We start from the raw sequence: 19,669 nt of genomic DNA on the forward strand, positions 1-19,669 counted from the left end.
GAGGTGAGGACGTGGAACCTAAAAATCGTCTTTTAATCGCAATCACTGTGATCGTCCTCATCGTAGCTGCTATGTTCACCAGTTTTGGGCGCAATCTTTTTGCCCTCAATACTCCGTCGGTCGTCCTGCCCAATGTGAACGGCGACGGACAGACTGGCGATGTCAGCGGTCCTCAAACTGGTCTAGAACAATACCAGGCGGTGGAGGTCACACCTCAGACTGTTGGCAGCGTGATTCGGACTCTGTCCCGCAAAGACAGCTATTACCGAGAACTCACCATCACGACCTTCTGGGACGGTGGTTCCTCCTCTATTCCGGTACAGACTTGGGTAGACGGCGGCTGGTCCCACAGCAGACAGGTGCTTCCCTCCGGTGCGGTCAGGCACGATCTGGTGGGGGATGGCACTCTTTATTACTGGTATGAGGGCTCCTCCCGCTGGGAGTCCACTCCCGCGGACAGCCTGTCCTATGATTTGACACAGCGGATCCCGACCTATGAGGTCGTGACCGAATTAGATCCTGATGAGATCACCCACGCCGGCTATGAGCTTCGTGAGGGAGTTCCTTGTGTCTATGTAGAAGTGGCCCGTGAAGACCCTGCCTATCAGGAGAGATACTGGGTCAGCGTGGAGAGCGGCCTTTTGATTTGCGCGGAGCTGGAAAAGGAGGGGGCGCTCGTCTATCAGATGACCTCCTACGGCACTGTTATATCTCCCTGTCCAGCGGAGGCCTCCTTCGCTCTGCCCAATGGTGACATATTATATACCAGGTAAAATATGGGACGGCCGGAGGCCGTCCCATCCTGATACCTCAATCTTCACCTTCCCGATCTCCAAGTCCCATGAGCAGGACCAGCCCCAGGGCTATCACCAGTTCCAGATCGTCTCCTTCCACCAAAAGAAACAGGATGATAAGCAGCAGAAGGATATCCCCCGGGTCGATGTCTTCTAACTTCAGGGCTTTCAATAGCCCGGATAGCCCCCCGCTGCCGTCTCCAGATGAAAAGAGGCTTCCCGCCCCCTCTTTTCCGCCCAATAGAGCGCCCAGCCCCTCCTTTCCGGAAAATAGAGAGGAAAACCTGAAGCCCCCTGTGGAGGCCGGACCATGGCCCTTTGTTCCGCTGTTGGATCTGCCCCCTCCTTGGGGGTGCTCGGCCTCCTGGATAGGGACATAAGGGGTGTCCTCTGATATGTAGCGGTTATACACTCCCCTCCTCCTCCTTCCTGCCCATAGCGGTCAGGGCCACCCGGATCAGGCGGGTCATGCGTGCTATCTGCTGGGCTCGGTCCAGCCGGGCCCGCCGTTCTTCTCGTAAAAATGGGCGCAACGCGGATAGCAGAGCCGCGTTTCTATCATCGGTACTCTGATACTCCCGCAGCACCTGCACCCCTATCTGGAGCATCCGCGGGTCTATCTGCCCCAGCAGCGAGGACAGGTCCCAGGATCCATCGGACGGGCCGCTCTGTTCCGGAGACTGGGCGGGGACCTCTTCCGCGCTCTGTGTCCCATTCCCCTGGGGCCCGTTCTCCCCTGATAACGACCGGGCTAGAGCCATGATCTGCCCCATGGCCTTTTCATTCCCCAGGATCGAGTTCAATTTTTCCTCAAATTCGGCCACGGTCTCGCCACCTTTCTACCCGGCTGTGGTTTCTCCTATTCCAGCCCTGCCTCTTTTGCCTTGCGTCCGATTCTATCTACCAGTTCCGCCCCCTCCTGGCTCCTCATCAGCCGGTCCATCATAGACATCAAGGCGCTGGGGTCCCCGTCAGCGGCCGCTTTGGCCGCCTCCTTCACCCCTCCCTGCTGGTTCAAAATCGACATCAGCTTTTGGGCATCGCTGGATTTAGCCAGTTTGGAGATCACTTCACGGTTTTTCACCAGATCAGCGGCAGTAGTCCCTTTTTTCAGATTGTCTTGACCCTGTTTTAAATTCACAATCTCTCACTCCCGATTTGATTTCATTCCAGTATATGCGGCTAGAATGGTAAGGTGACAAATTTGAAAATTCTCGTGTTTTCCGACTCCCACCGGTCCATGTCCGGGATGTATTCAGCCATTGACAGACATCTCCCAGACCAGGTCATTCACCTGGGAGATCTGCTCCAGGACGCTGAAATGCTGGCGGATATCTATCCGCGCCTGCCGATCTGTCGTGTGCCCGGTAACTGTGATGGCTGGACTACCGAGCCTCTGAAACGCCAGATCACTCTGGCCGGCAAACAGTTTCTTCTCTCCCACGGCCACCTGTGGGGTGTAAAAAGTGGATATAGCCACGCAATTTCCGACGCCAAAGCAGCTCAAGTCGATGTGCTTCTTTTTGGGCATACCCACCGCTCCCTGTGCCATCAGCTGGAGGACGGGCTTTGGGTCATGAATCCGGGTTCCAGTCGTTCCAGCTATGGGTTTATTGAGATCAAGGATGGAACTCTCCACTGTGAGATATTTCCTGTAAACTGATTTTTAGCCGTAAAGGAGGTAAGGCTGTCAAGTGAAAAAGCTGCTCTATATTCTGTTTCACCGCTCTGTTTTTGTCTGTCTGGCCCTGCTGGCCCAGTTTGCCACGCTAGTCATTATGGTAGTCGTTTTCTCCGAATATACAGAGTCCTTCTATTGGTGCTGTATCGTGATCAGCATCCTAGCCGCCTTAGCTATCATCTGCAGCAGGATGGAGCCTGGCTACAAAATTGCCTGGCTGATCCTGATTCTGCCCTTTCCTGTGTTTGGCGGTATCTTTTACCTGCTGGTGGGGGGAGGCACCATCCCCCGCCGGACGCAAAAGCGGATGCAGGGAATCTTGAAAAAATCCGCCCTTGCCCTACAAGATGACTTTAAGTCCGACGACCTTATCTCTCTTGGCGGCGATGCCGCCAGCCAGGCCCACTATATGGAGCAATACGCCGCCTGTCCCTCCTACACGAATACAGAAACAGAATACTTCCCTCTGGGGGACCAGGCCTTTCCGCGTATGCTGGAGGAGTTGGAAAAGGCGGAGCACTATATTTTTCTGGAATACTTCATTATACAGCCCGGTATTTTTTGGGACAGCATCCTGGCCATCCTGGAACGAAAAGCGGCCCAGGGCGTTGAAGTGCGTGTGATGTATGATGATATGGGCTGTATGTTTACCCTTCCCCGGGACTATGACCAGGTGTTAATGAAGAAGGGGATCCAGTGCCGGGTATTTAATCGCTTCCTGCCGGTGATGTCCCTCCGTCTGAACAACCGGGACCATCGGAAGCTGATGGTAATTGATGGGAAGGTTGGCTTCACCGGTGGACTCAATCTGGCTGATGAGTATATCAACATTCGTAAGCGATTCGGGCACTGGAAGGACAGCGCGATCCTATTGGAGGGAGACGCGGTCTGGTCTATGGCCGTCATGTTTTTGACCCTATGGGATTACTGCTGTGGCTGGGATGAAAATTTTGACCGGTTTCGTCCCCCGGCCTCTCCTGTCCGGCCCTGGACCGGCTATGTACAGCCCTACACGGATACCCCTCTGGACCGTGAGGCGGTGGGACAGGCCGTCTATCTCAATATGATCTCCAAGGCCAAAAACTACATCTATATCACCACCCCCTATCTGGTGGTAGATGTGGCGACCAACACCGCCCTGTGCAACGCCGCCAAGTCAGGGGTAAACGTAAAAATCATCACGCCCCATATCCCGGACAAACGCTACGTTTTTGAGGTGACCCGAGCCCACTATCCCCCTCTGCTGGATGCGGGAGTAGAGATTTATGAGTATACCCCCGGCTTTATCCACGCCAAAAACTTTGTGGTAGACGACCGTTTTGCTACCGTTGGCACCGTCAATCTGGACTATCGCAGCCTGTTTCTTCACTTTGAGGACGGCGTCTGGTTGTGCGAAGCGCCCTGTATCCGAGATATCCGCGCGGACTTTGAACGGACGTTGACCTGTTCAGAGCCAATTACTCCACGAAGGTTCAAACATTTGAACATCCTGCTCCAGCTCTACCGCAGCATCCTGCGTATCTTTGCTCCTCTGATGTGAGAATAAAAAGGCGGAAGAGCCGCCGCCCTCCTGTTTGGAGTGGCGGCGGCCCTTTTTATCGGCACCCTGCCGCTTTAGCTACAACAGCCGGAGCGTACCTCTTGATAGGTGGTATTCCCCTTGCTCTGGATGCTGTTGGGTGGGAAAAATTCGTTGAAGGGGAACTGAACCTTACGGAACATCTCGCAGGGGTCCTCCTGGCACTCGCAGCCGCAGCCACAGGTGCACTCCTTCTCCGGCAGGCAGTAGTCATAGACTGGGATCAGAAGCTGGGTATCCCGCTCCAAGCGGATGATGGAGAACTGGCCCAGTGTTACGAACATTCTGTGTATATCGCCGTCTACGATCAGATCCTCTTGGAAGACAGCGGTAATAGCGGGTGGGATATCCAGATAACTATTGTCGCAGCAGTGGCAGTTACAGGCGTCCATCAACTTCAGGTTTAGGATAATGGGGTCTACCGCCTCTACTACCGCGCTGGGCAGATTAGTTTGAGGCAGGTTTTGGATTTCTGGCCCTTCTCCTACTACTCCAGTCGAGAATATCTTGGAGCTTCCCTCACTTCCGAAGAGGACAACCCGCTTGTCAAAGATGGCCAGCCCGGTCACTTCCACCGGGCGGGCGGCTCCCACGAAGGCGTCAGCAGTGATGCGGTAGAAGTACCGCACATCTACCGTATAGAAGCCCCGGTTGAAATTGATGGGCTCCACATCGATGTACGCATACAGTAGTTCAGCAGTCCCCGCTTTCACCGACTGGGCCCGGTCGATGACCGCCTGAGAACTTCTGGTAGGATAGACGCGGATGTCTTCAATACAATCTTTGTCTTTGCAGGAGTCAAAGATTTTTTTCGTGTGTATGCACACGGCCTCCCGGATACTGCGGTCTTCGCAGACGGGGCCGGGCACGACCTTTTCTGGCATATGGTTCCCTCCTAGATTTGGATGGTAAGGACGGTCAAAGCCGCCCCTTTGGGTTTCGCTTACATTCCATCTTATGAGGCGCTCCGTATTTTGTGCGGCTCCATCTCTTTTCTATCCCACTCTTGCGGCTTTCCTCTGAATCGGGTATAATGGAGTGTACCTTAATGCCTCTTGCAAAAGGAGTGGACACCATGGCCCCCATCGGCTTTATTCAAAATGAGCTGGATCTGAAGTTCTTAGTTCTGTATATCATGGCCCGGACTGCCGGGCCCATTACCTTTCTTCAGCTTCTGGAGCTGGCCCTGTGCGACGCGGGCGTGGACTACTTTTCTCTGACCAAGGCTGTGGAACATATGGTGGAGACCGGCCAGTTGTCCAAAGAAGGCGACCGCTATTCTATCACCGAAAAGGGGGTGCGAAACAGTCAGATCTGTGAGAGCAGCCTCCCCTACTCGGTCCGAATGCATTGTGACGAGAATCTGGTCAAGGTCAACGAAGCTCTCCGCCGAGAAGCCCAGGTCCGCTCCCAGGTGTCGGAGAATCAAGACGGGACCTGTACGCTCAAGCTTGACTTCAATGATGAAACCACACCGCTTCTCCATCTGGAGCTGCTGGTCCCAGAACGGAAACAGGCGGACACCATGGCCCAGTGCTTTCAGGATGAGCCCACAGACTTTTATCGGCAGATCATTCAACTGTTGACCCAGCGGAATGGATCACAAAACTCGTAAAGGAGAAAATGTCATCATGAGAAGAGCAGACCGCGCACAGGACCGGGACTTTTGTCTGTCCGTTATTGACCGCTGCACCCACGGGGTAGCCGCTCTGACAACCGGGGAGGATACTCCCTACTGTCTTCCCCTCTCCTTTGTCCGTGTGGGTAACAGCCTCTATTTTCATTGTGCCCGTGAGGGGCGTAAGGTGGAGCTGTTGAAACGATGTCCCCGCATATGTATTACCTTTGTAGCCCAGGACGACCCCAATTTTGAGGTGCCCAACAACTATACCACCTATTTTCAGTCCGCCATCGTTACCGGGACTGTAGTTTTGGTGGAGGACGATCAGGAAAAGGTCGACGGCTTGCGGGCTCTCTGCCAGAAGCTCACCCCACAGTATATGACAGAGGGCCTTTTCAATGCCGCTATTCAGCACAGCCTCTCTGTCACGTCCGTGTGGCGGGTAGATATGGATGATCTCTCCGGAAAGGCCAAAAAGAAAAGATGATCCCTCCTTTCCGTTTCCCTTTCCTCAAAGGGAGCGTTATGATGTAAGATACAGCAACAGCGCGCTGCTTCTTGGCAGCGCGCTGTTTTTTCATAGCTATCTTTTTACCTATCTTTCACCCAAAGGCTGTAGCCGTTTTAACAGGCGGACCTTAGAATAGACCTGTCCCCAATGTCAAGAATAAGTGTAAACAGTCAGGAGGAAAACAGTATGAAACGATTTTTTTCCGCCGCGTTGGCGCTGGCCATGGCAGCTTTGTCTTTGGCTGGCTGCTCCGGCACATCTTCAAGGGATGCCGCAGGCAGCCCAGTACAAACCAGTGGGGTCACGCAGGTCGCTCCCATGTCGACCACTGCTGAAGCCTTAAAATCTCCGAAATATGTCTTTCTGTTTATTGGTGATGGAATGAGCTATCCACAGTTCCAGGCCGCATCCGACTATCTAGGCTCCATGGCCGATCCTGATTACCTGCTGGCCGAGCCCAGTCTGGATGACAACCAGGGCGCGATTCTGGACGGTCCTGTCGCTCTGAATTTTATGGGCTTTGACGTAGCTGGCTCTGCTGTGACCTATGACTCTAACTCCTTCGCCCCTGATTCTGCCTCCACAGCCACATCCATTGCTACCGGCCATAAGACCTATTCTGGGTCTATCAATGTGGATGAAACTGCTACCATCTCTTATGAGACTATTTCGGAAAAGGTCCATGAGCAGCTTGGTATGAAGGTGGGCGTCATTTCTTCTGTCAATCTGAATCACGCCACCCCAGCCGCCTTCTATGCCCATCAGGCCAGCCGCAACAGCTATTATGAAATCGGTCTGGAGCTGATAGACTCAGGATTTGATTACTTTGCCGGCGGCGCCCTGTTGAAGCCAGACGGAGCAGACGGTGATAAGGACAACCTGTATGATTTGGCCAAAGAGGCAGGTTATACTGTGGTAAAAACTCAGGCGGAAGCGGAGCAGGTCACTTCCGGCCCCGTTATCATCGTGGATGAGCATCTGGCCGACTCTGACGCCATGGCCTATGAGCTGGACAGGACTGACGATATGTGGTCCCTGGCAGACTATGTAAAAAAGGGTATCCAGGTACTGGACAACGACAAAGGCTTTTTCATGATGTGCGAAGGGGGCAAAATCGACTGGGCCTGCCATGCCAACGATGCCGCCGCCTCGATTCATGACACCCTGGCCCTGGCCGACGCGGTACAGGTAGCCATCGACTTCGCCAAGGACCACGCCGAAGAAACTTTGATTCTGGTCACAGGAGACCATGAGACCGGCGGCTTGTCCATTGGATTCGCCGGGACTGATTACGACACCTATCTCAGCCAGCTCAACAGCCAAACTATTTCCTATGCCAAGTATGACAGCGATTATGTGGCCGCTTACAAAGCGAATAAGACTCCCTTTGAAACTGTTCTGAAGGACATTGAAACGCTTTTTGGCCTGAAAGTCAACGGTGAGGCGGGCGATCGTCTGGTGCTCACCGACTATGAGCTGGGCCTGCTGAAGACCGCCTATGAGAAATCTGTCAACGAGAAGGATACCGGCATGGCCGACCAGGAGGAATACGTGGCCTACGGCACCTATGAACCATTGTCCGTCACCATCACCCACATCCTCAACAACAAATCCGGTATTTCCTTTACCTCGTACAGCCACACCGGACTCCCCGTGGCGGTATTTGCGGATGGCGTCAACGCCGAACTCTTCAAGGGCTACTACGACAACACTGCAATCTACGATAAGCTGGCCCAGATGCTGGCGGTTCGGTAACCCTCTCTTGAGAACACGATATCAACGGCCCGCTCCAGTCGATCCAACTGGAGCGGGCTTACCCCTGCATTTTCATTTGGTGGTACCCCCGCAGCTTTCGGATATCCGCCTTTCACCGGGCGAATTTGTTTTCATTTTTCTTCTCCTCCTCCACTCCCCCTCCAGATACGGGTACTTCCCAGTGATATTCTCTCTTCAAGGAGCAACACTATATGTTAAAGCAGATGAAAGCTGATTTTCTTCGTTACCATGCCCCTGTATGGGTATGCCTTCTTCTCACCGTTGTCCTGCTCGCCCTGCCTACGGGATATGAGGATAACATCGTTTTTCAGGAATCTGATATTCAGCCGGCTCTGGTACTGTCTACCGATGAGTCAACCGTTATTGATACCGGGCTCGTCCGGTCCGGCGAGCAGCGCTGTCAGCTTGAGGTACTAGGAGGACAGTTCAAAGGGCAGACGGTAGAGGGAAAAAACACCCTGAACGGCTCTCTGGAACAGGATAAGATCTTTTCTGTCGGTGATAAGGCTCTGGTCCGTATCAATTTCCAAGGGGAGCAGATCCTCAGTGTATCTATGATCGATCACTACCGGATGCCCTGGGAATTATTGATGGGCGGACTATTTGTCCTCCTGCTGGTCCTCTTTGCGGGAAAGACTGGTCTAAGGGCTGTGCTTTCCTTTCTCCTTACTGTCTTGATGATATGGAAGGTGATGGTCCCGCTCTATCTCAAAGGCTGGGATCCTATCTGGGTCGGCCTTGCCATAACACTGGCCCTCACTCTGCTTATCATCGCCCTGGTCTATGGTTTCGACCGGAGATGCTGGGCCGCCTCATCCGGTTCCGCTCTGGGTGTTCTGGTCACCTGTATCATGGGCATCCTGTTCACTGACCTATTTCAGGTCCACGGGGCGGTCATGTCCTACTCGGAAAGTTTGCTCTATGCCGGCTATCAGCATCTGGATCTGACCCGAATCTTTATGGCCTCTATTTTTATCGGGGCCTCCGGAGCAATCATGGATTTGAGCGTAGATATCACCTCCGCAGTCCACGAAGTCGTGGAGAAACGACCTGACCTTAGTTGGTGGGAGGCGGCCAAATCCGGGATGAACGTAGGCAGAGCGGCCATGGGGACCATGACCACCACTTTGCTGTTCGCCTACTCCGGTGGCTATGTGGCACTGCTGATGGTATTTATGGCCCAGGGCACTCCAATCTCCAATATTTTGAACTATAAGTATGTAGCCGCCGAGATGATCCATACCGTCATCGGCTCCTTCGGTCTGGTAACAGTCGCTCCCTTTACCGCCCTGTGCGCTGGCTTGTTCCTGGTTGGTAAAACAAAAAAAGCTCAAGGGATGGACCTCAATTAAGAGCCATCCCTTGAGCCCTTTTTCATCTTACAGACCGCTCTTTTTGGTTTCTTCCACCACAGCTTTCTCCCCATATATCGGGGATTTATCACACGCAGATAAAAAAGCAGAATGGCTATAGACAGCAGGAATCCGGCCAAGCCCAGATGAAAATAGAAGCTTAAGACGGTCAAAAGGAGCTGTGCCAGCATATAGCGCAACTCAATTTTCAAATTGTTCCGCCGCCGGTCCAAATCCAGCTCAAAGGACAGGTTCCACACCATCCACATAGAGCACAGTGCCAACATCACGATATTTCCGAACAGGGGCAAAAGGTAGCCGCCCCCAAGCTGCTCTCCATGCGGCATATCCTGTAATGTCCAGACACAGGCATAGAGTGCGCCCAGTTGGGCAGAAATAGCTATCACAGTTCTGTTTTCCCGCAGGATAGGGTTGTCCTCCCCATCTTTTACCCAGCCGGAGCGGTCCTCCATCAGCTCGTCCAGTGAGATGGCGTACAGCTCCGCCAACGCGGCCAGATTCTCACCGGTGGGTATCGTCTGCCCTGACTCCCATTTGGTCACCGCTTGGCGGCTCACGCCCACTCGCTCCGCCACCATCTCCTGAGAAAAACCGACTTGGTTCCGCAGTGCTTTCAGGCGTTCTCCCAATGGCATTCTTCCCACCTCCTTGGTCAAATAGTAGCAGACCAGAAGGAGAAAGTCCAGCAACCAACCGGCAACCGGGGGAAAAATCAGTCAAAAAAGGTGAGCTGCCGATCCTGATATCCACGGGTGGCAGCGGAAATGATAGAGCGCATCTCACACAACAGCCCCAGCTCCCCGCAGCGTTTGGAAAATCGTTCCCACAACTTCCCCGCTCTGGGACTGGAGCAGGTATACCGGTTTCCATACCGCTGGCGGTATTTCTCCCCCAGCCCCTGTTCTGGAAAAGCCCGGTCCAGTCCGTTTAGAAAATGCTCCCTCTGCCCATCCCGCATGGTCACACCGAAGGCCGAATAGACGAATCGTGCTCCCGCCTCGGCAGCCGCCTCCGCCACCGACAGCACATTTTCTACGCTGTCCTCCAGCCAGGGCAGGACCGGCATAAGCAGGACACCGGAAAAGATCCCCGCTCCCGCCAGCTCCTTCAGCGCCGCCAAACGGCGGCTGGGTGAGGGAGCCCCCGGCTCGATCTTGGCTGCCAGCGCGTCGTCTGTCGTAGTCACCGTCAGTTTACAAATCACTGGGGAATGGCGCTGAATGAACTGATACAGGTCGATATCCCGGACGATCAAATCACTTTTTGTGGCAGCCGCCACCCCACATCCGTAGGCGTCTATCAACTCTAGGGCATGACGGGTCAGTTCCAGCTCCTCCTCGAAGGGGTTATAGGGGTCGCTCATGGAACCCATACTGATAAATGCCGGACGCGTCTTTCGGGCCAGGTCATCCCGCAAAATAGTGAGGGCCCCAGCCTTTGCTTTCACGGTATCAAAATCTGGATTTTGATAACAGCTGCTTCGGCTGTCACAGTAGAGGCAGCCATGACAACATCCACGGTAAATATTCATGGTATGGTCGGTACCAAACCACTCCGTACCTTTATTTCTATGGAGCAGATGTTTAGCCGGTATATATTCCATGTCCTCTCCCCTCCTTTTTTCTTATCCTACCAGTCTCTCCCCTTTCCTGTCAAGAAAATTCGAACATTAGTTTGACTTTTTTCTTGGCCTGGAATATAATTTTTTTATTGAATGAAAAGGAGGCGCTGTCCGGTGGAACGGGTCATCTTTCACTGTGATTTAAATAGCTTTTACGCCTCGGTAGAGCTGCTGGACCATCCGGAGTTGCGTCACCTGCCGGTGGCGGTATGCGGAGACCCTAACAGCCGCCACGGCATCATCCTGGCAAAAAATGAGCCCGCCAAGCTTTTTGGCGTCAAGACCGCTGAAACCATCTGGCAGGCCAGAAAAAAATGCCCCGAACTGGTCCTTCTTCCCGCCCACCATGACCGATACCGTGAGCTATCCAGGCAGATCAACCGGGTATATCAGGACTACACCGACCTGGTAGAGTCCTTTGGGATCGATGAGAGCTGGCTGGATGTCACTGGCACCCTCCATCTCTTCGGCGGGGATCCGGAGGCGCTGGCGGACCAGCTTAGAGAGCATGTGCGGGGCAACTTTGGGCTGACCATCTCTGTGGGAGTGTCCTTCAACAAGGTCTTTGCCAAATTAGGCAGCGATTACAAAAAGCCAGATGCTACCACGCTCATCACCCGGGAAAATTTTAAACAGATTGTATGGCCTCTGCCGGTCACCGACCTGCTCTATGTCGGGCGGGCCGCCTCCCGGACTTTTGATCGCTTTGATATCCACACCATCGGCGACCTGGCTCGCTTTGATCGGGAGCAACTTTTTCTTCTGCTGGGTAAAAATGGCGCCCAGCTCCATGACTTTGCCAGTGGGGAGGACCGCTCCCCCGTCACACCCGCCGCCCAGTACGTCCCGCCGAAGTCAGTGGGCAATGGTCTCACCTTTTCTCACAATCTGCGGGGGCAGGAAGATATACAGGCTGGGATCACCCGCCTTTCGGACCAAGTGGCTGCCCGCCTTCGTCGGTATCACATGAAATGTAATGGTATTTCACTTGCCATACGGGACCCCGCCTTTCGGGATATCATCCGGCAGCAGCGGCTGGACTCCCCCAGCAATCTGGCCCGAGAAATCAGTCAAGCCGCCATGGGATTGGCCAAAAGCTGCTGGAATATGGATCATCCCGTCCGAGCCCTCACTGTAACAGCACTCTCTCTGGTCCCGGAGGAGGAGGTCTCGGCCCAGCTGGATCTGTTGGCCTTCGGCCAGGACAAAAAGAGAGAGCGGCTGGAAAAGCTGGAGGAAACAATGGATAGCATTCGGGCCAAGTACGGAAAATCTTCCATCTCCCATGCCTCCTCCACCCAGGCCGCCGGCGGCAGCGGCCATGCGCCCCCGCCTGGAGGCTCCCGGTCATATCTGGAGGAGGAGTAGCATACAACAGGGGCATGGAGGTGAACCCATGCCCCTGTCTTTTTTTGCTTTCCTCGACCAGTTGACGGGCGATCCAGCTCTGGCACTGATTGTTCTCCTCACCCTCGCGGTACTGCTGGTCAACGGGTGGACCGACGCACCCAATGCCATCGCCGGGGTAGTGGTGACTGGAGCACTCCCCTTCCCTTTGGCTGTCCTGCTGGCGGCTGTATGCAACTTTCTGGGAGTGCTTTGTGTCACCGCTGTCTCTACTTCTGTGGCGGAGACCGTCTATTCTATCGCCAACTTTGGCGGCGGCTCCCGCGCGGCTCTTACCGCTTTGTGTGCCGCCATGGCCGCCATCGTGCTCTGGGCCGCGGCTGCCTGGCTACTTGGCATTCCTACCAGTGAGAGCCACGCCTTGATTGCTGGTATCTCTGGCGCCGCGGTGGCTCTGGAGGGTGGCTTCTCCTGTATCCGCTGGGACAGTTGGGCCAAGGTTCTCCTCGGTCTGATTCTGTCCACTGCCGCCGGATTCTGGGCTGGACAGTTGTTTCAGAGTGCCTTAAAACATGTAAAGGCTTCCAACCATACATTTCTTTTGGCCCAGCTTCCCGGAGCCGCAGGAACTGCCTTTCTTCACGGTGCCCAAGATGGTCAAAAGTTTCTCGGTGTATTTCTCTTGGGGACGGCATTGGCCCAGGGTCGCGGAGATGAACAGACCTTTCTCATCCCTATCTGGCTTATGATTTTGTGTGCTGGCTTTATGGCCGCCGGTACCCTTATGGGGGGCAGGCGCATCATCGAAACAGTCGGGCGTGAAATGGTGTCGATTGGCCCGCGAGAAGGGCTGTCTGCCGATTTGGGCAATATTTTCTGCCTCATGACCGCCACTCTGCTGGGCCTTCCCGTCTCAACTACCCATACCCGCACAGCCGCTCTGCTCGGTGTGGGAGCAGCGGGGGGCGGTGTTGTGGACTGGTCCGTTGCCGGCAAAATCGCTCTCGCCTGGGCCCTTACCTTTCCCGGCTGTATGGCCATCGGCTACTGGATGGCCAAGGTGTTTCTGGCGGTCTTTTGAATAGAGCGCCGGGTGAATATCAGTCACCCGGCTCACCCCTCTCTGATCCGGCGCATAGCCTATTCTGGAAGCACCCGCACAGGCGCGGACCGGCTCCGGACATCGCGCCGCCGTTTTCAGAAAGGGAAATTACATCGTGACACAAGCACTTTTATGGGCTGCCGGCGGAACTGGGTTCACTGCCCTGATGACCGCTTCCGGCGCCGCTATGGTCTTTCTGTTCCGCAAGCAGTCCTCTCGCTCTCTTCAGCGCGTCCTACTTGGATTTGCCGCTGGCGTGATGATCGCCGCCAGCATGTGGTCCCTGCTCATCCCAGCCATTGAGGAGGCGGAGGCCATGGGAATGCCCGGTTGGCTGCCCGCCGCTGGTGGATCTGTCCTCGGCATCGTTTTCCTTTTGTCCATGGACTATCTGCTCCCCCGCTTCACACCGGAATCCTTCCACTGCAAAGAGGGCGAAACCTCCCGCCGCCGCACCGCCCTCCTGGTACTGGCCGTAACACTGCACAACATCCCGGAGGGGATGGCGGTCGGCATCTCCTTTGCCTTGGCTGCCCACAGTGGAGATCCCTCCCTCCTACCCGCTGCTACCGCCCTCGCCATGGGAATTGGCATCCAAAATTTTCCGGAAGGGGCCGCTATCTCCCTGCCCCTGCATCAGGAGGGAATGGGCCGTAGAAAGGCTTTTCTCATCGGGGCGGCCTCCGGCGTGGTGGAGCCTATCTTTGCCCTGCTCACTGTACTGGCTGCCGGGGCGATCCAGCCTCTGCTCCCGTGGCTGCTCTCCTTTGCCGCCGGCGCCATGCTCTATGTCGTGGTGGAGGAGCTCATCCCAGAAGCTAATCTCACCGAAGGGGGACATACCGGCACTCTAGGCGTCATGGCAGGGTTTCTCATTATGATGATCCTGGATGTGGCTCTTGGCTAAGTCCGCTGTTGACCCACTTTTTTCACAAAATCCTCGTTTACAAAATTTTAGTAAAAATTTTGATTTGGGGGTTGATTTTCTCAAGAAGCGTGATATAATGAAGCCGCCTTTTAAGGGATAGCTCAAAGTTTCCTTTGCTTCCCAGACCTTTAGTGGAAAATAAAGGCCTTTTTCATGTCTTTCGTCATGGAAAAGCAAATTAAGAGGAGGAGAAATTTATGATCACGTTCCTGATCTCCCTCGTAGTCCTTGTGGTGGGATTCGCACTGTACAGCCGTCTCATTGAGCGGGTGTTCCGTGTGGATGACCGGCAGACCCCGGCGGTCGCCCATCCGGACGGCGTGGACTACACCCCAATGAAAACTTGGCGTCTGTTCCTGATCCAGCTTTTGAACATCGCAGGTCTTGGCCCTATTTTTGGTGCCCTGGCCGGCGCTTGCTGGGGGCCCCGTGTCTATTTGTGGATCGTCTTTGGTACTATCCTGGGCGGCGGTGTCCACGACTTCCTGTCCGGCATGATGAGCGAGCGCCACGACGGCGCCTCCATCTCTGAAATCGTGGGCATCTACTTAGGCAAATTCATGCTGCAGGTCATGCGTGTCTTCTCGGTAGTCCTGCTGATCCTGGTCGGCGTCAACTTCTCCAAGAACCCCGCCCAGCTTTTGGCTATTCTGACTCCTGAAACACTGGATGCCAACTTCTGGCTGGCTGTCGTGCTGATTTACTACTTTATCGCCACCTTCCTGCCCATTGACAAGGTCATTGGCAAGTTGTACCCCATCTTCGGGGCCTGCCTCATCATCATGGCCCTTGGCCTCATGGGTGTAATGCTGATCGACCCCTCTTACCGCGCCGCGATGCCTGAAATGTGGCAGTATATCGGCGTGGAAGGGATGGGGCACCCCACCAACACTCCTATCTGGGCCCAGATGTTTGTCACTGTGGCCTGCGGCGCTATCTCCGGCTTCCACGCTACCCAGTCCCCCATGGTCGCCCGCTGCATGACCTCTGAAAAAGAGGGGCGGAAGGTATTTTACGGCGCCATGGTCGCTGAGGGCGCTATCGCTCTGGTCTGGGCTGCTGCCGGTGTCACCTTCTATGGCAATGTGGCTGCTCTGAACGAGGCGCTGGCTGGTGGTCAGTCCGTTGTCGTTGAGAACATCTGTTCCTCTATGATGGGCCCTGTCGGTGGTGTCTTGGCCCTGCTGGGTGTCATCGCCTGTCCCATCACTTCCGGCGACACCGCTTTCCGCTCCGCCCGGTTGACCATCGCCGATTGGTTCAAAATCGATCAGGGCAATTGGAAGAACCGTCTGCTCCTGTCCGTCCCTGTGCTGGGCATAGGAGCCCTGATCACCCAGTGGGGTGACTTCGCCACTCTCTGGAAGTACTTCTCTTGGTCCAATCAGACCCTGGCTATGATGGTCCTGTGGGCTGGCGCCGTCTATCTGCATCGCAACGGCTTCCCCCCTGTAGCCTGTTTCATGGCTGCTTTACCCGCTACCTTTATGTCCGCTGTCTCTGTGACCTACTTTGTCCAGGCTCCTGAATGTCTGAATATGTCCACCACCCTGGCCTACCCGCTGGGCATCCTGGTAGCCGCCCTGTTCCTGGGTATCTTTATTTGGCGTGAATGGGTCATGCGTAAAAACGACGTACTCAACCCCGCCACTGTCTAAACGTATTTTCTCCACAACTGTTTTTAAGAGGCCGCCTGACAGGATCTGTCAGGCGGCCTCTTTACATCTCTTTCCGTATCTGCCTTAATGCATTCTTTTCCAGCCTAGATACCTGCGCCTGCGAGATTCCGATTTCAGCGGACACCTCCATCTGAGTCTTGCCCTGAAAAAAACGCATAGACAAAATCTTTTTCTCCCGTTCAGACAGGTGCGACACCGCTTCCTTCAGTGCGATGCGCTCCAACCACATCTCATCTGTATTTTTGCTGTCCCTGACCTGGTCCATCACACATATGGTATCCCCACTGTCGGAGTACACTGGCTCATAGAGAGACACAGGCTCTAAAATCGCGTCCAGCGCAAAGACCACCTCCTCCCGTTTGATGTCCAGGATGTTGGCGATCTCCTCCACTGTGGGCTCTTTCTGGTGTTGAGCGATATAGGCCTCCTTGGCCTGCAACACCTTGTAGGCCGTATCCCGCATCGCTCTGGATACCCGCATAGTGCTGTTGTCCCGCAAGTAGCGGCGAATCTCTCCGATGATCATGGGCACTCCATAGGTGGAAAACTTAACATCCAGGTCCGTGTTGAAGTTATCGATAGCCTTCATCAGCCCAATGCAGCCCACCTGAAATAGGTCATCAGCATTCTCGCCCCGGTTGGAAAATCGCTGTATCACAGACAGGACCAAGCGTAAATTCCCCGATATCAGTTCCTCTCTGGCCTGCTGGTCTCCCTCCTTCGCTCTCAACAGCAGCGCACGGGTCTCCTCGTTTTTCAGCACCTTTAACTTTGATGTATTAACACCGCAAATTTCCACCTTGTGCTGCATATAAAAACCTCCCGCCCCAGTGATACTGTGTTTCCAGTATCTCCGGGGCGGAGGGTTTCATACGGGGTCAATGGCCCTTAAATTTTTTATCGTCTGACCCTTTTCGATGGATTTTGCTCTGATGTACGATACAGTTACATCTCAGATGGCCACGCCGTCGGATCATATAGCCAACTCTCCAAATTTTCCTCGTCCATGACCCGAAGGCCCGCCTCTGCCAACAGACGGGCCGTGACGCCCCATCCGGCCTTGATGGTGTGGGTAAAGCTGCCGTCATAGATTTCGCCGCAGCCACAGGACGGAGATCTGGCTTTGAGCACCGCCACCGTGCAGCTATGCTCTCTTGCGATTTTAAGGGCCGCCTCTGCCCCCGCCCGATATGCGTCGGTGACATCCTCTCCATCTTCGGTGATGACCCTACCATCCGCCTGCACCTCGGCCGGCGCCCTGGGAGTGTCCAGACCTCCTAGCACCTCAGGACACACCGGGACCAGCGTATGTCCCGCTTTGTGCAGTTCGATGACTTGGCGGTCCAGACGGCTGCAGCCGTCATACCGACAGGGTTCCCCTAAAAAACAGTAGCTCACCAAAATATTCATAAATGCTTCCCTCTACTTCTTCTCTTTTGTTTTTTATTCAGCTTCAGTACTAACCCCTGCTGCTCTGCGATTTTCTGAAGGGCCTGTGTCATACAGGCCGCACGCTCCTTTTCAGACATCTCTTTTGTGGAAAGGGAAGTCACTTGCTGGACAGCATGGCGCAGGTCATCCAGCTCCAACAGGTAGACCGCTGTGGTGTAAAAGCTTTTCTTCCGTCCGTCGTTCCATTCCCCTACTAGCAGTTCCAAAATAGCCCGCTTCTCCTCCAGCTCCCGCACATAGGTTTCCGGCCCCAGTTCACGGACTCTGTCCAGGTCCGCGCTCCTGCGCCGTGTGGGCACAAAAGAATCATAGTCCCCCATCCCCTCATAGAGTTCACAGGGGTATTGTTCACAGCGGTAACAGAAATCACCGATATTTCGCTCCCGGGCACACCGGGCACGGGGACAGCTCTGATTTCCCTCTCCCCCGCCACATCCGGGACACCAGCCTCCGATGTTCATAGGGCAGAGCAGGCAGTTCAGGCCACATAACGCTACTTGAGGATAGGTTCTATAAAAGTCCTTCATCATGCCCCCTCCTTTTCTATCAAAAAAGCGGCCCGCCAGTCGGCGGGCCGCTGTGCGGTCATCAGTGTGTCAGATAATATTTGACCAAGGTCTGGAGCAGCTCATCCCGGTCCACTTTGCGGATTAAAGCTCTGGCATTGTTGTGGTTGGTAATATAGGTGGGGTCCTCAGACAAAATATAGCCCACAATCTGGTTAATGGGGTTATACCCCTTCTCCTGCAGCGCCTGATAGACAGAGGCCAAGATGGCCTTGATCTCCAGGTCCCGCTGGTCCCCCAGACTAAATTTTCTGGTAAAATCCAATTCTTCCATTCTGGGCACCTCCTGTCTAAAAACCTAATAATAGTCTACTCTAAAAAGTCGCTCCTGTAAAGGGGCACAAGGCAAATTTAATAAAAATGAAATATTTATACCCTAGACAGCTCTGTTTTTCCCACCATACCGGCTGCAGCCAGCTGCAGGATGGCGGACAGCGCCGCCAGATAAAAGACGTACTGGACTCCCCAGCCCTCCCAGATCAGCCCCATGATGGGCGAGGCGACAATGGCCATCACATGGTCTACACTGAGTCCCACAGACAGTGTCTGGGTCACCTCCCCCGGGTCCAATGCCATGGAACGCATCATGAAAGAATGGACCATATTGAACTGCTCAAACAGGACACAGAGGATATAGGCTGCGAACACCAGCCAGGTCTGCCAGCCGCCGGAAGAGAAAGCTCCACCAGCCAGTTGCCCCGCCAGCAGGCCCATAGCAGTGAATGACAGGACAATATACCCGGCCTCCAGCCAGAGCATCCTGCGCACCCCCATCCGGTCCAGCAGGCGGCCAATCAGTGGAGCAAACCAGGTCCCCACAAAGTGGACCACAATGGTTAGCAGGGCGACCGTATCCGCCCCCTGACCCAGCAGGTTGATGATGACCCATGGCGCAAAGACAATTTTGATTCGCTTCTGGCAGCCGTAGGCCAAAGTAACCATGTAATAGGGCATATAGGCACGCCGGAATAAAAGTTTATGACTTTTCACATGGCCGCTCTGCCGGGGTATGCTAACTGCCATCCGGGCCAGCAATACTACCGCTGCCGCTGTGGCCGCCGCCCCAATGGCAAAGGGCAGGATAAAGCCCTCCCCAAAGTGGAACACGCCGAACCGGAATCCTAAAAAGACCATCAGCGCCGCCGCCATGGAAAAGAATGTGTTGACTCCTTTGAACTTTCCAAAGGCTGTCCCCACTTTCCCCTTTTCCGCCAGATCCATGGAGATGGCGTCATTCAAAGGCATGAACAGGTGCATTCCCAAGGAATGGATAAACAGGAAAACCAGCATCACCCCATAGCTGGGGCTAAACAGACCCATGACAACCAAACCGGTCAACAGCAGCAGCTGCGCCACTACCGACATCCACAGGCTGCCCAGAGATCCCAGCGCCGCCACCAGTGCCATGCACAGTACCCCGGGGCTCTCCCTGGGGATCTCAATGAATCCGCGCTGAATCGAATCGATATGATAGACCTCATTAAAATAATTGGAAAAAATACTGCTTCCCAGGCCATTGGCCAAAGCGGTAAGGGCAATCACCAGGGTAAACAGCCGGACCGCCCGCTTTTTCGATGGTTCCATCTCTCCCACTCCCTCTATTCAGTCCACCGCCTGTCATCCGGTCTGCTGTCCGTAT

General features: G+C 54.6%; 22 protein-coding genes. 11 read left to right on the top strand and 11 right to left on the bottom strand.

Annotation, left to right across the window (positions count from 1 at the left end):
• The first annotated feature begins 11 nt into the window (after positions 1–11).
• Positions 12–773 carry a hypothetical protein gene (locus OCV64_RS12880; protein WP_262670260.1) on the top strand — a complete coding sequence of 254 codons (762 nt, stop codon included), beginning with the start codon at positions 12–14 and terminating at the stop codon, positions 771–773.
• A gap of 37 nt (positions 774–810) precedes the next feature.
• Here OCV64_RS12880 and OCV64_RS12885 read toward each other — a convergent pair whose 3' ends face one another.
• From OCV64_RS12885 to OCV64_RS12895, 3 genes are read right to left on the bottom strand one after another with little or no spacing between them, the layout of a single operon-like run.
• Positions 811–1,206 (bottom strand): hypothetical protein, encoded by a 396-nt coding sequence (locus OCV64_RS12885; RefSeq protein ID WP_147571823.1) that lies wholly within the window; start codon positions 1,204–1,206, stop codon positions 811–813.
• A complete protein-coding gene (locus OCV64_RS12890; RefSeq protein WP_240287625.1) occupies positions 1,199–1,618 on the bottom strand; it encodes a hypothetical protein in 420 nt (139 codons plus the stop codon). The genes OCV64_RS12885 and OCV64_RS12890 overlap by 8 nt, the downstream gene beginning before the upstream one ends.
• Before the next feature lie 35 nt (positions 1,619–1,653).
• Positions 1,654–1,935: a hypothetical protein gene (locus tag OCV64_RS12895; RefSeq protein ID WP_240287623.1), complete on the bottom strand. Its 282-nt coding sequence runs from the start codon at positions 1,933–1,935 to the stop codon at positions 1,654–1,656.
• 63 nt (positions 1,936–1,998) lie between these two features.
• Here OCV64_RS12895 and OCV64_RS12900 point away from each other — a divergent pair, with 63 nt between their 5' ends.
• Both OCV64_RS12900 and cls read left to right on the top strand, forming a co-directional pair.
• Entirely contained in the window at positions 1,999–2,457 is a 459-nt protein-coding gene (locus OCV64_RS12900; RefSeq protein WP_147571825.1) for a metallophosphoesterase family protein, read from the top strand.
• Between the two features lie 31 nt (positions 2,458–2,488).
• Entirely contained in the window at positions 2,489–4,015 is a 1,527-nt protein-coding gene (gene cls / locus OCV64_RS12905; protein ID WP_240287619.1) for a cardiolipin synthase, read from the top strand.
• Between the two features lie 74 nt (positions 4,016–4,089).
• Here cls and OCV64_RS12910 read toward each other — a convergent pair whose 3' ends face one another.
• Positions 4,090–4,938 carry a hypothetical protein gene (locus tag OCV64_RS12910; RefSeq protein WP_186852606.1) on the bottom strand — a complete coding sequence of 283 codons (849 nt, stop codon included), beginning with the start codon at positions 4,936–4,938 and terminating at the stop codon, positions 4,090–4,092.
• A 164-nt stretch (positions 4,939–5,102) separates the two neighbouring features.
• On the opposite strand from OCV64_RS12910, the gene OCV64_RS12915 reads away from it, so the two are divergent.
• The 4 genes from OCV64_RS12915 to OCV64_RS12930 all read left to right on the top strand — a co-directional run bounded on the left by OCV64_RS12915 (position 5,103) and on the right by OCV64_RS12930 (position 9,314).
• Complete coding sequence (locus OCV64_RS12915; RefSeq protein ID WP_186852607.1) at positions 5,103–5,669, top strand: DUF4364 family protein; 567 nt, start codon at positions 5,103–5,105, stop codon at positions 5,667–5,669.
• Between the two features lie 16 nt (positions 5,670–5,685).
• Entirely contained in the window at positions 5,686–6,162 is a 477-nt protein-coding gene (locus OCV64_RS12920; protein ID WP_262670261.1) for a pyridoxamine 5'-phosphate oxidase family protein, read from the top strand.
• Between the two features lie 210 nt (positions 6,163–6,372).
• Positions 6,373–7,941 carry an alkaline phosphatase gene (locus OCV64_RS12925; protein ID WP_240287615.1) on the top strand — a complete coding sequence of 523 codons (1,569 nt, stop codon included), beginning with the start codon at positions 6,373–6,375 and terminating at the stop codon, positions 7,939–7,941.
• A 212-nt stretch (positions 7,942–8,153) separates the two neighbouring features.
• Positions 8,154–9,314, top strand: coding sequence for a YibE/F family protein (locus tag OCV64_RS12930; RefSeq protein ID WP_240287613.1), 1,161 nt, complete (start codon positions 8,154–8,156; stop codon positions 9,312–9,314).
• Here the strand turns inward: OCV64_RS12930 and OCV64_RS12935 are convergent.
• Together OCV64_RS12935 and OCV64_RS12940 are read right to left on the bottom strand one after the other, a co-directional pair.
• Positions 9,311–9,970: a helix-turn-helix domain-containing protein gene (locus OCV64_RS12935; RefSeq protein WP_240287611.1), complete on the bottom strand. Its 660-nt coding sequence runs from the start codon at positions 9,968–9,970 to the stop codon at positions 9,311–9,313. The two genes, OCV64_RS12930 and OCV64_RS12935, sit on opposite strands and share 4 nt — an antisense overlap.
• A 77-nt stretch (positions 9,971–10,047) precedes the next feature.
• Positions 10,048–10,938, bottom strand: a complete 891-nt coding sequence (locus tag OCV64_RS12940; RefSeq protein WP_262670262.1) for an SPL family radical SAM protein — start codon at positions 10,936–10,938, stop codon at positions 10,048–10,050.
• Between the two features lie 132 nt (positions 10,939–11,070).
• Here OCV64_RS12940 and dinB point away from each other — a divergent pair, with 132 nt between their 5' ends.
• The 4 genes from dinB (at position 11,071) to OCV64_RS12960 (ending at position 15,991) form a co-directional block, all read left to right on the top strand.
• The gene (gene dinB, locus OCV64_RS12945; RefSeq protein WP_262670263.1) at positions 11,071–12,324 is read left to right on the top strand and encodes a DNA polymerase IV; all 1,254 of its coding nucleotides are present in this window, start codon (positions 11,071–11,073) and stop codon (positions 12,322–12,324) included.
• 28 nt (positions 12,325–12,352) lie between these two features.
• A complete protein-coding gene (locus OCV64_RS12950; RefSeq protein WP_262670264.1) occupies positions 12,353–13,384 on the top strand; it encodes an inorganic phosphate transporter in 1,032 nt (343 codons plus the stop codon).
• Positions 13,385–13,571: 187 nt separating this feature from the next.
• Positions 13,572–14,312, top strand: a complete 741-nt coding sequence (locus tag OCV64_RS12955) for a ZIP family metal transporter (protein WP_394803844.1) — start codon at positions 13,572–13,574, stop codon at positions 14,310–14,312.
• 218 nt (positions 14,313–14,530) lie between these two features.
• Positions 14,531–15,991, top strand: coding sequence for a carbon starvation CstA family protein (locus tag OCV64_RS12960; RefSeq protein ID WP_147571877.1), 1,461 nt, complete (start codon positions 14,531–14,533; stop codon positions 15,989–15,991).
• A gap of 61 nt (positions 15,992–16,052) precedes the next feature.
• Here OCV64_RS12960 and sigG read toward each other — a convergent pair whose 3' ends face one another.
• From sigG to OCV64_RS12985, 5 genes are all read right to left on the bottom strand, one after another.
• A complete protein-coding gene (gene sigG / locus OCV64_RS12965; RefSeq protein WP_147571878.1) occupies positions 16,053–16,823 on the bottom strand; it encodes an RNA polymerase sporulation sigma factor SigG in 771 nt (256 codons plus the stop codon).
• Positions 16,824–16,957: 134 nt separating this feature from the next.
• The gene (locus OCV64_RS12970) at positions 16,958–17,422 is read right to left on the bottom strand and encodes a DUF523 domain-containing protein (RefSeq protein WP_147571879.1); all 465 of its coding nucleotides are present in this window, start codon (positions 17,420–17,422) and stop codon (positions 16,958–16,960) included.
• A complete protein-coding gene (locus tag OCV64_RS12975) occupies positions 17,419–17,991 on the bottom strand; it encodes a DUF3795 domain-containing protein (protein ID WP_147571880.1) in 573 nt (190 codons plus the stop codon). The genes OCV64_RS12970 and OCV64_RS12975 overlap by 4 nt, the downstream gene beginning before the upstream one ends.
• Positions 17,992–18,052: 61 nt before the next feature.
• Complete coding sequence (locus tag OCV64_RS12980; RefSeq protein WP_262670266.1) at positions 18,053–18,304, bottom strand: IreB family regulatory phosphoprotein; 252 nt, start codon at positions 18,302–18,304, stop codon at positions 18,053–18,055.
• Positions 18,305–18,399: 95 nt separating this feature from the next.
• Positions 18,400–19,614 carry an MFS transporter gene (locus OCV64_RS12985; protein WP_147571882.1) on the bottom strand — a complete coding sequence of 405 codons (1,215 nt, stop codon included), beginning with the start codon at positions 19,612–19,614 and terminating at the stop codon, positions 18,400–18,402.
• Positions 19,615–19,669 lie beyond the last annotated feature (55 nt).

Source organism: Muriventricola aceti (assembly GCF_025567565.1).
Taxonomy (GTDB): domain Bacteria; phylum Bacillota; class Clostridia; order Oscillospirales; family Oscillospiraceae; genus Lawsonibacter; species Lawsonibacter aceti.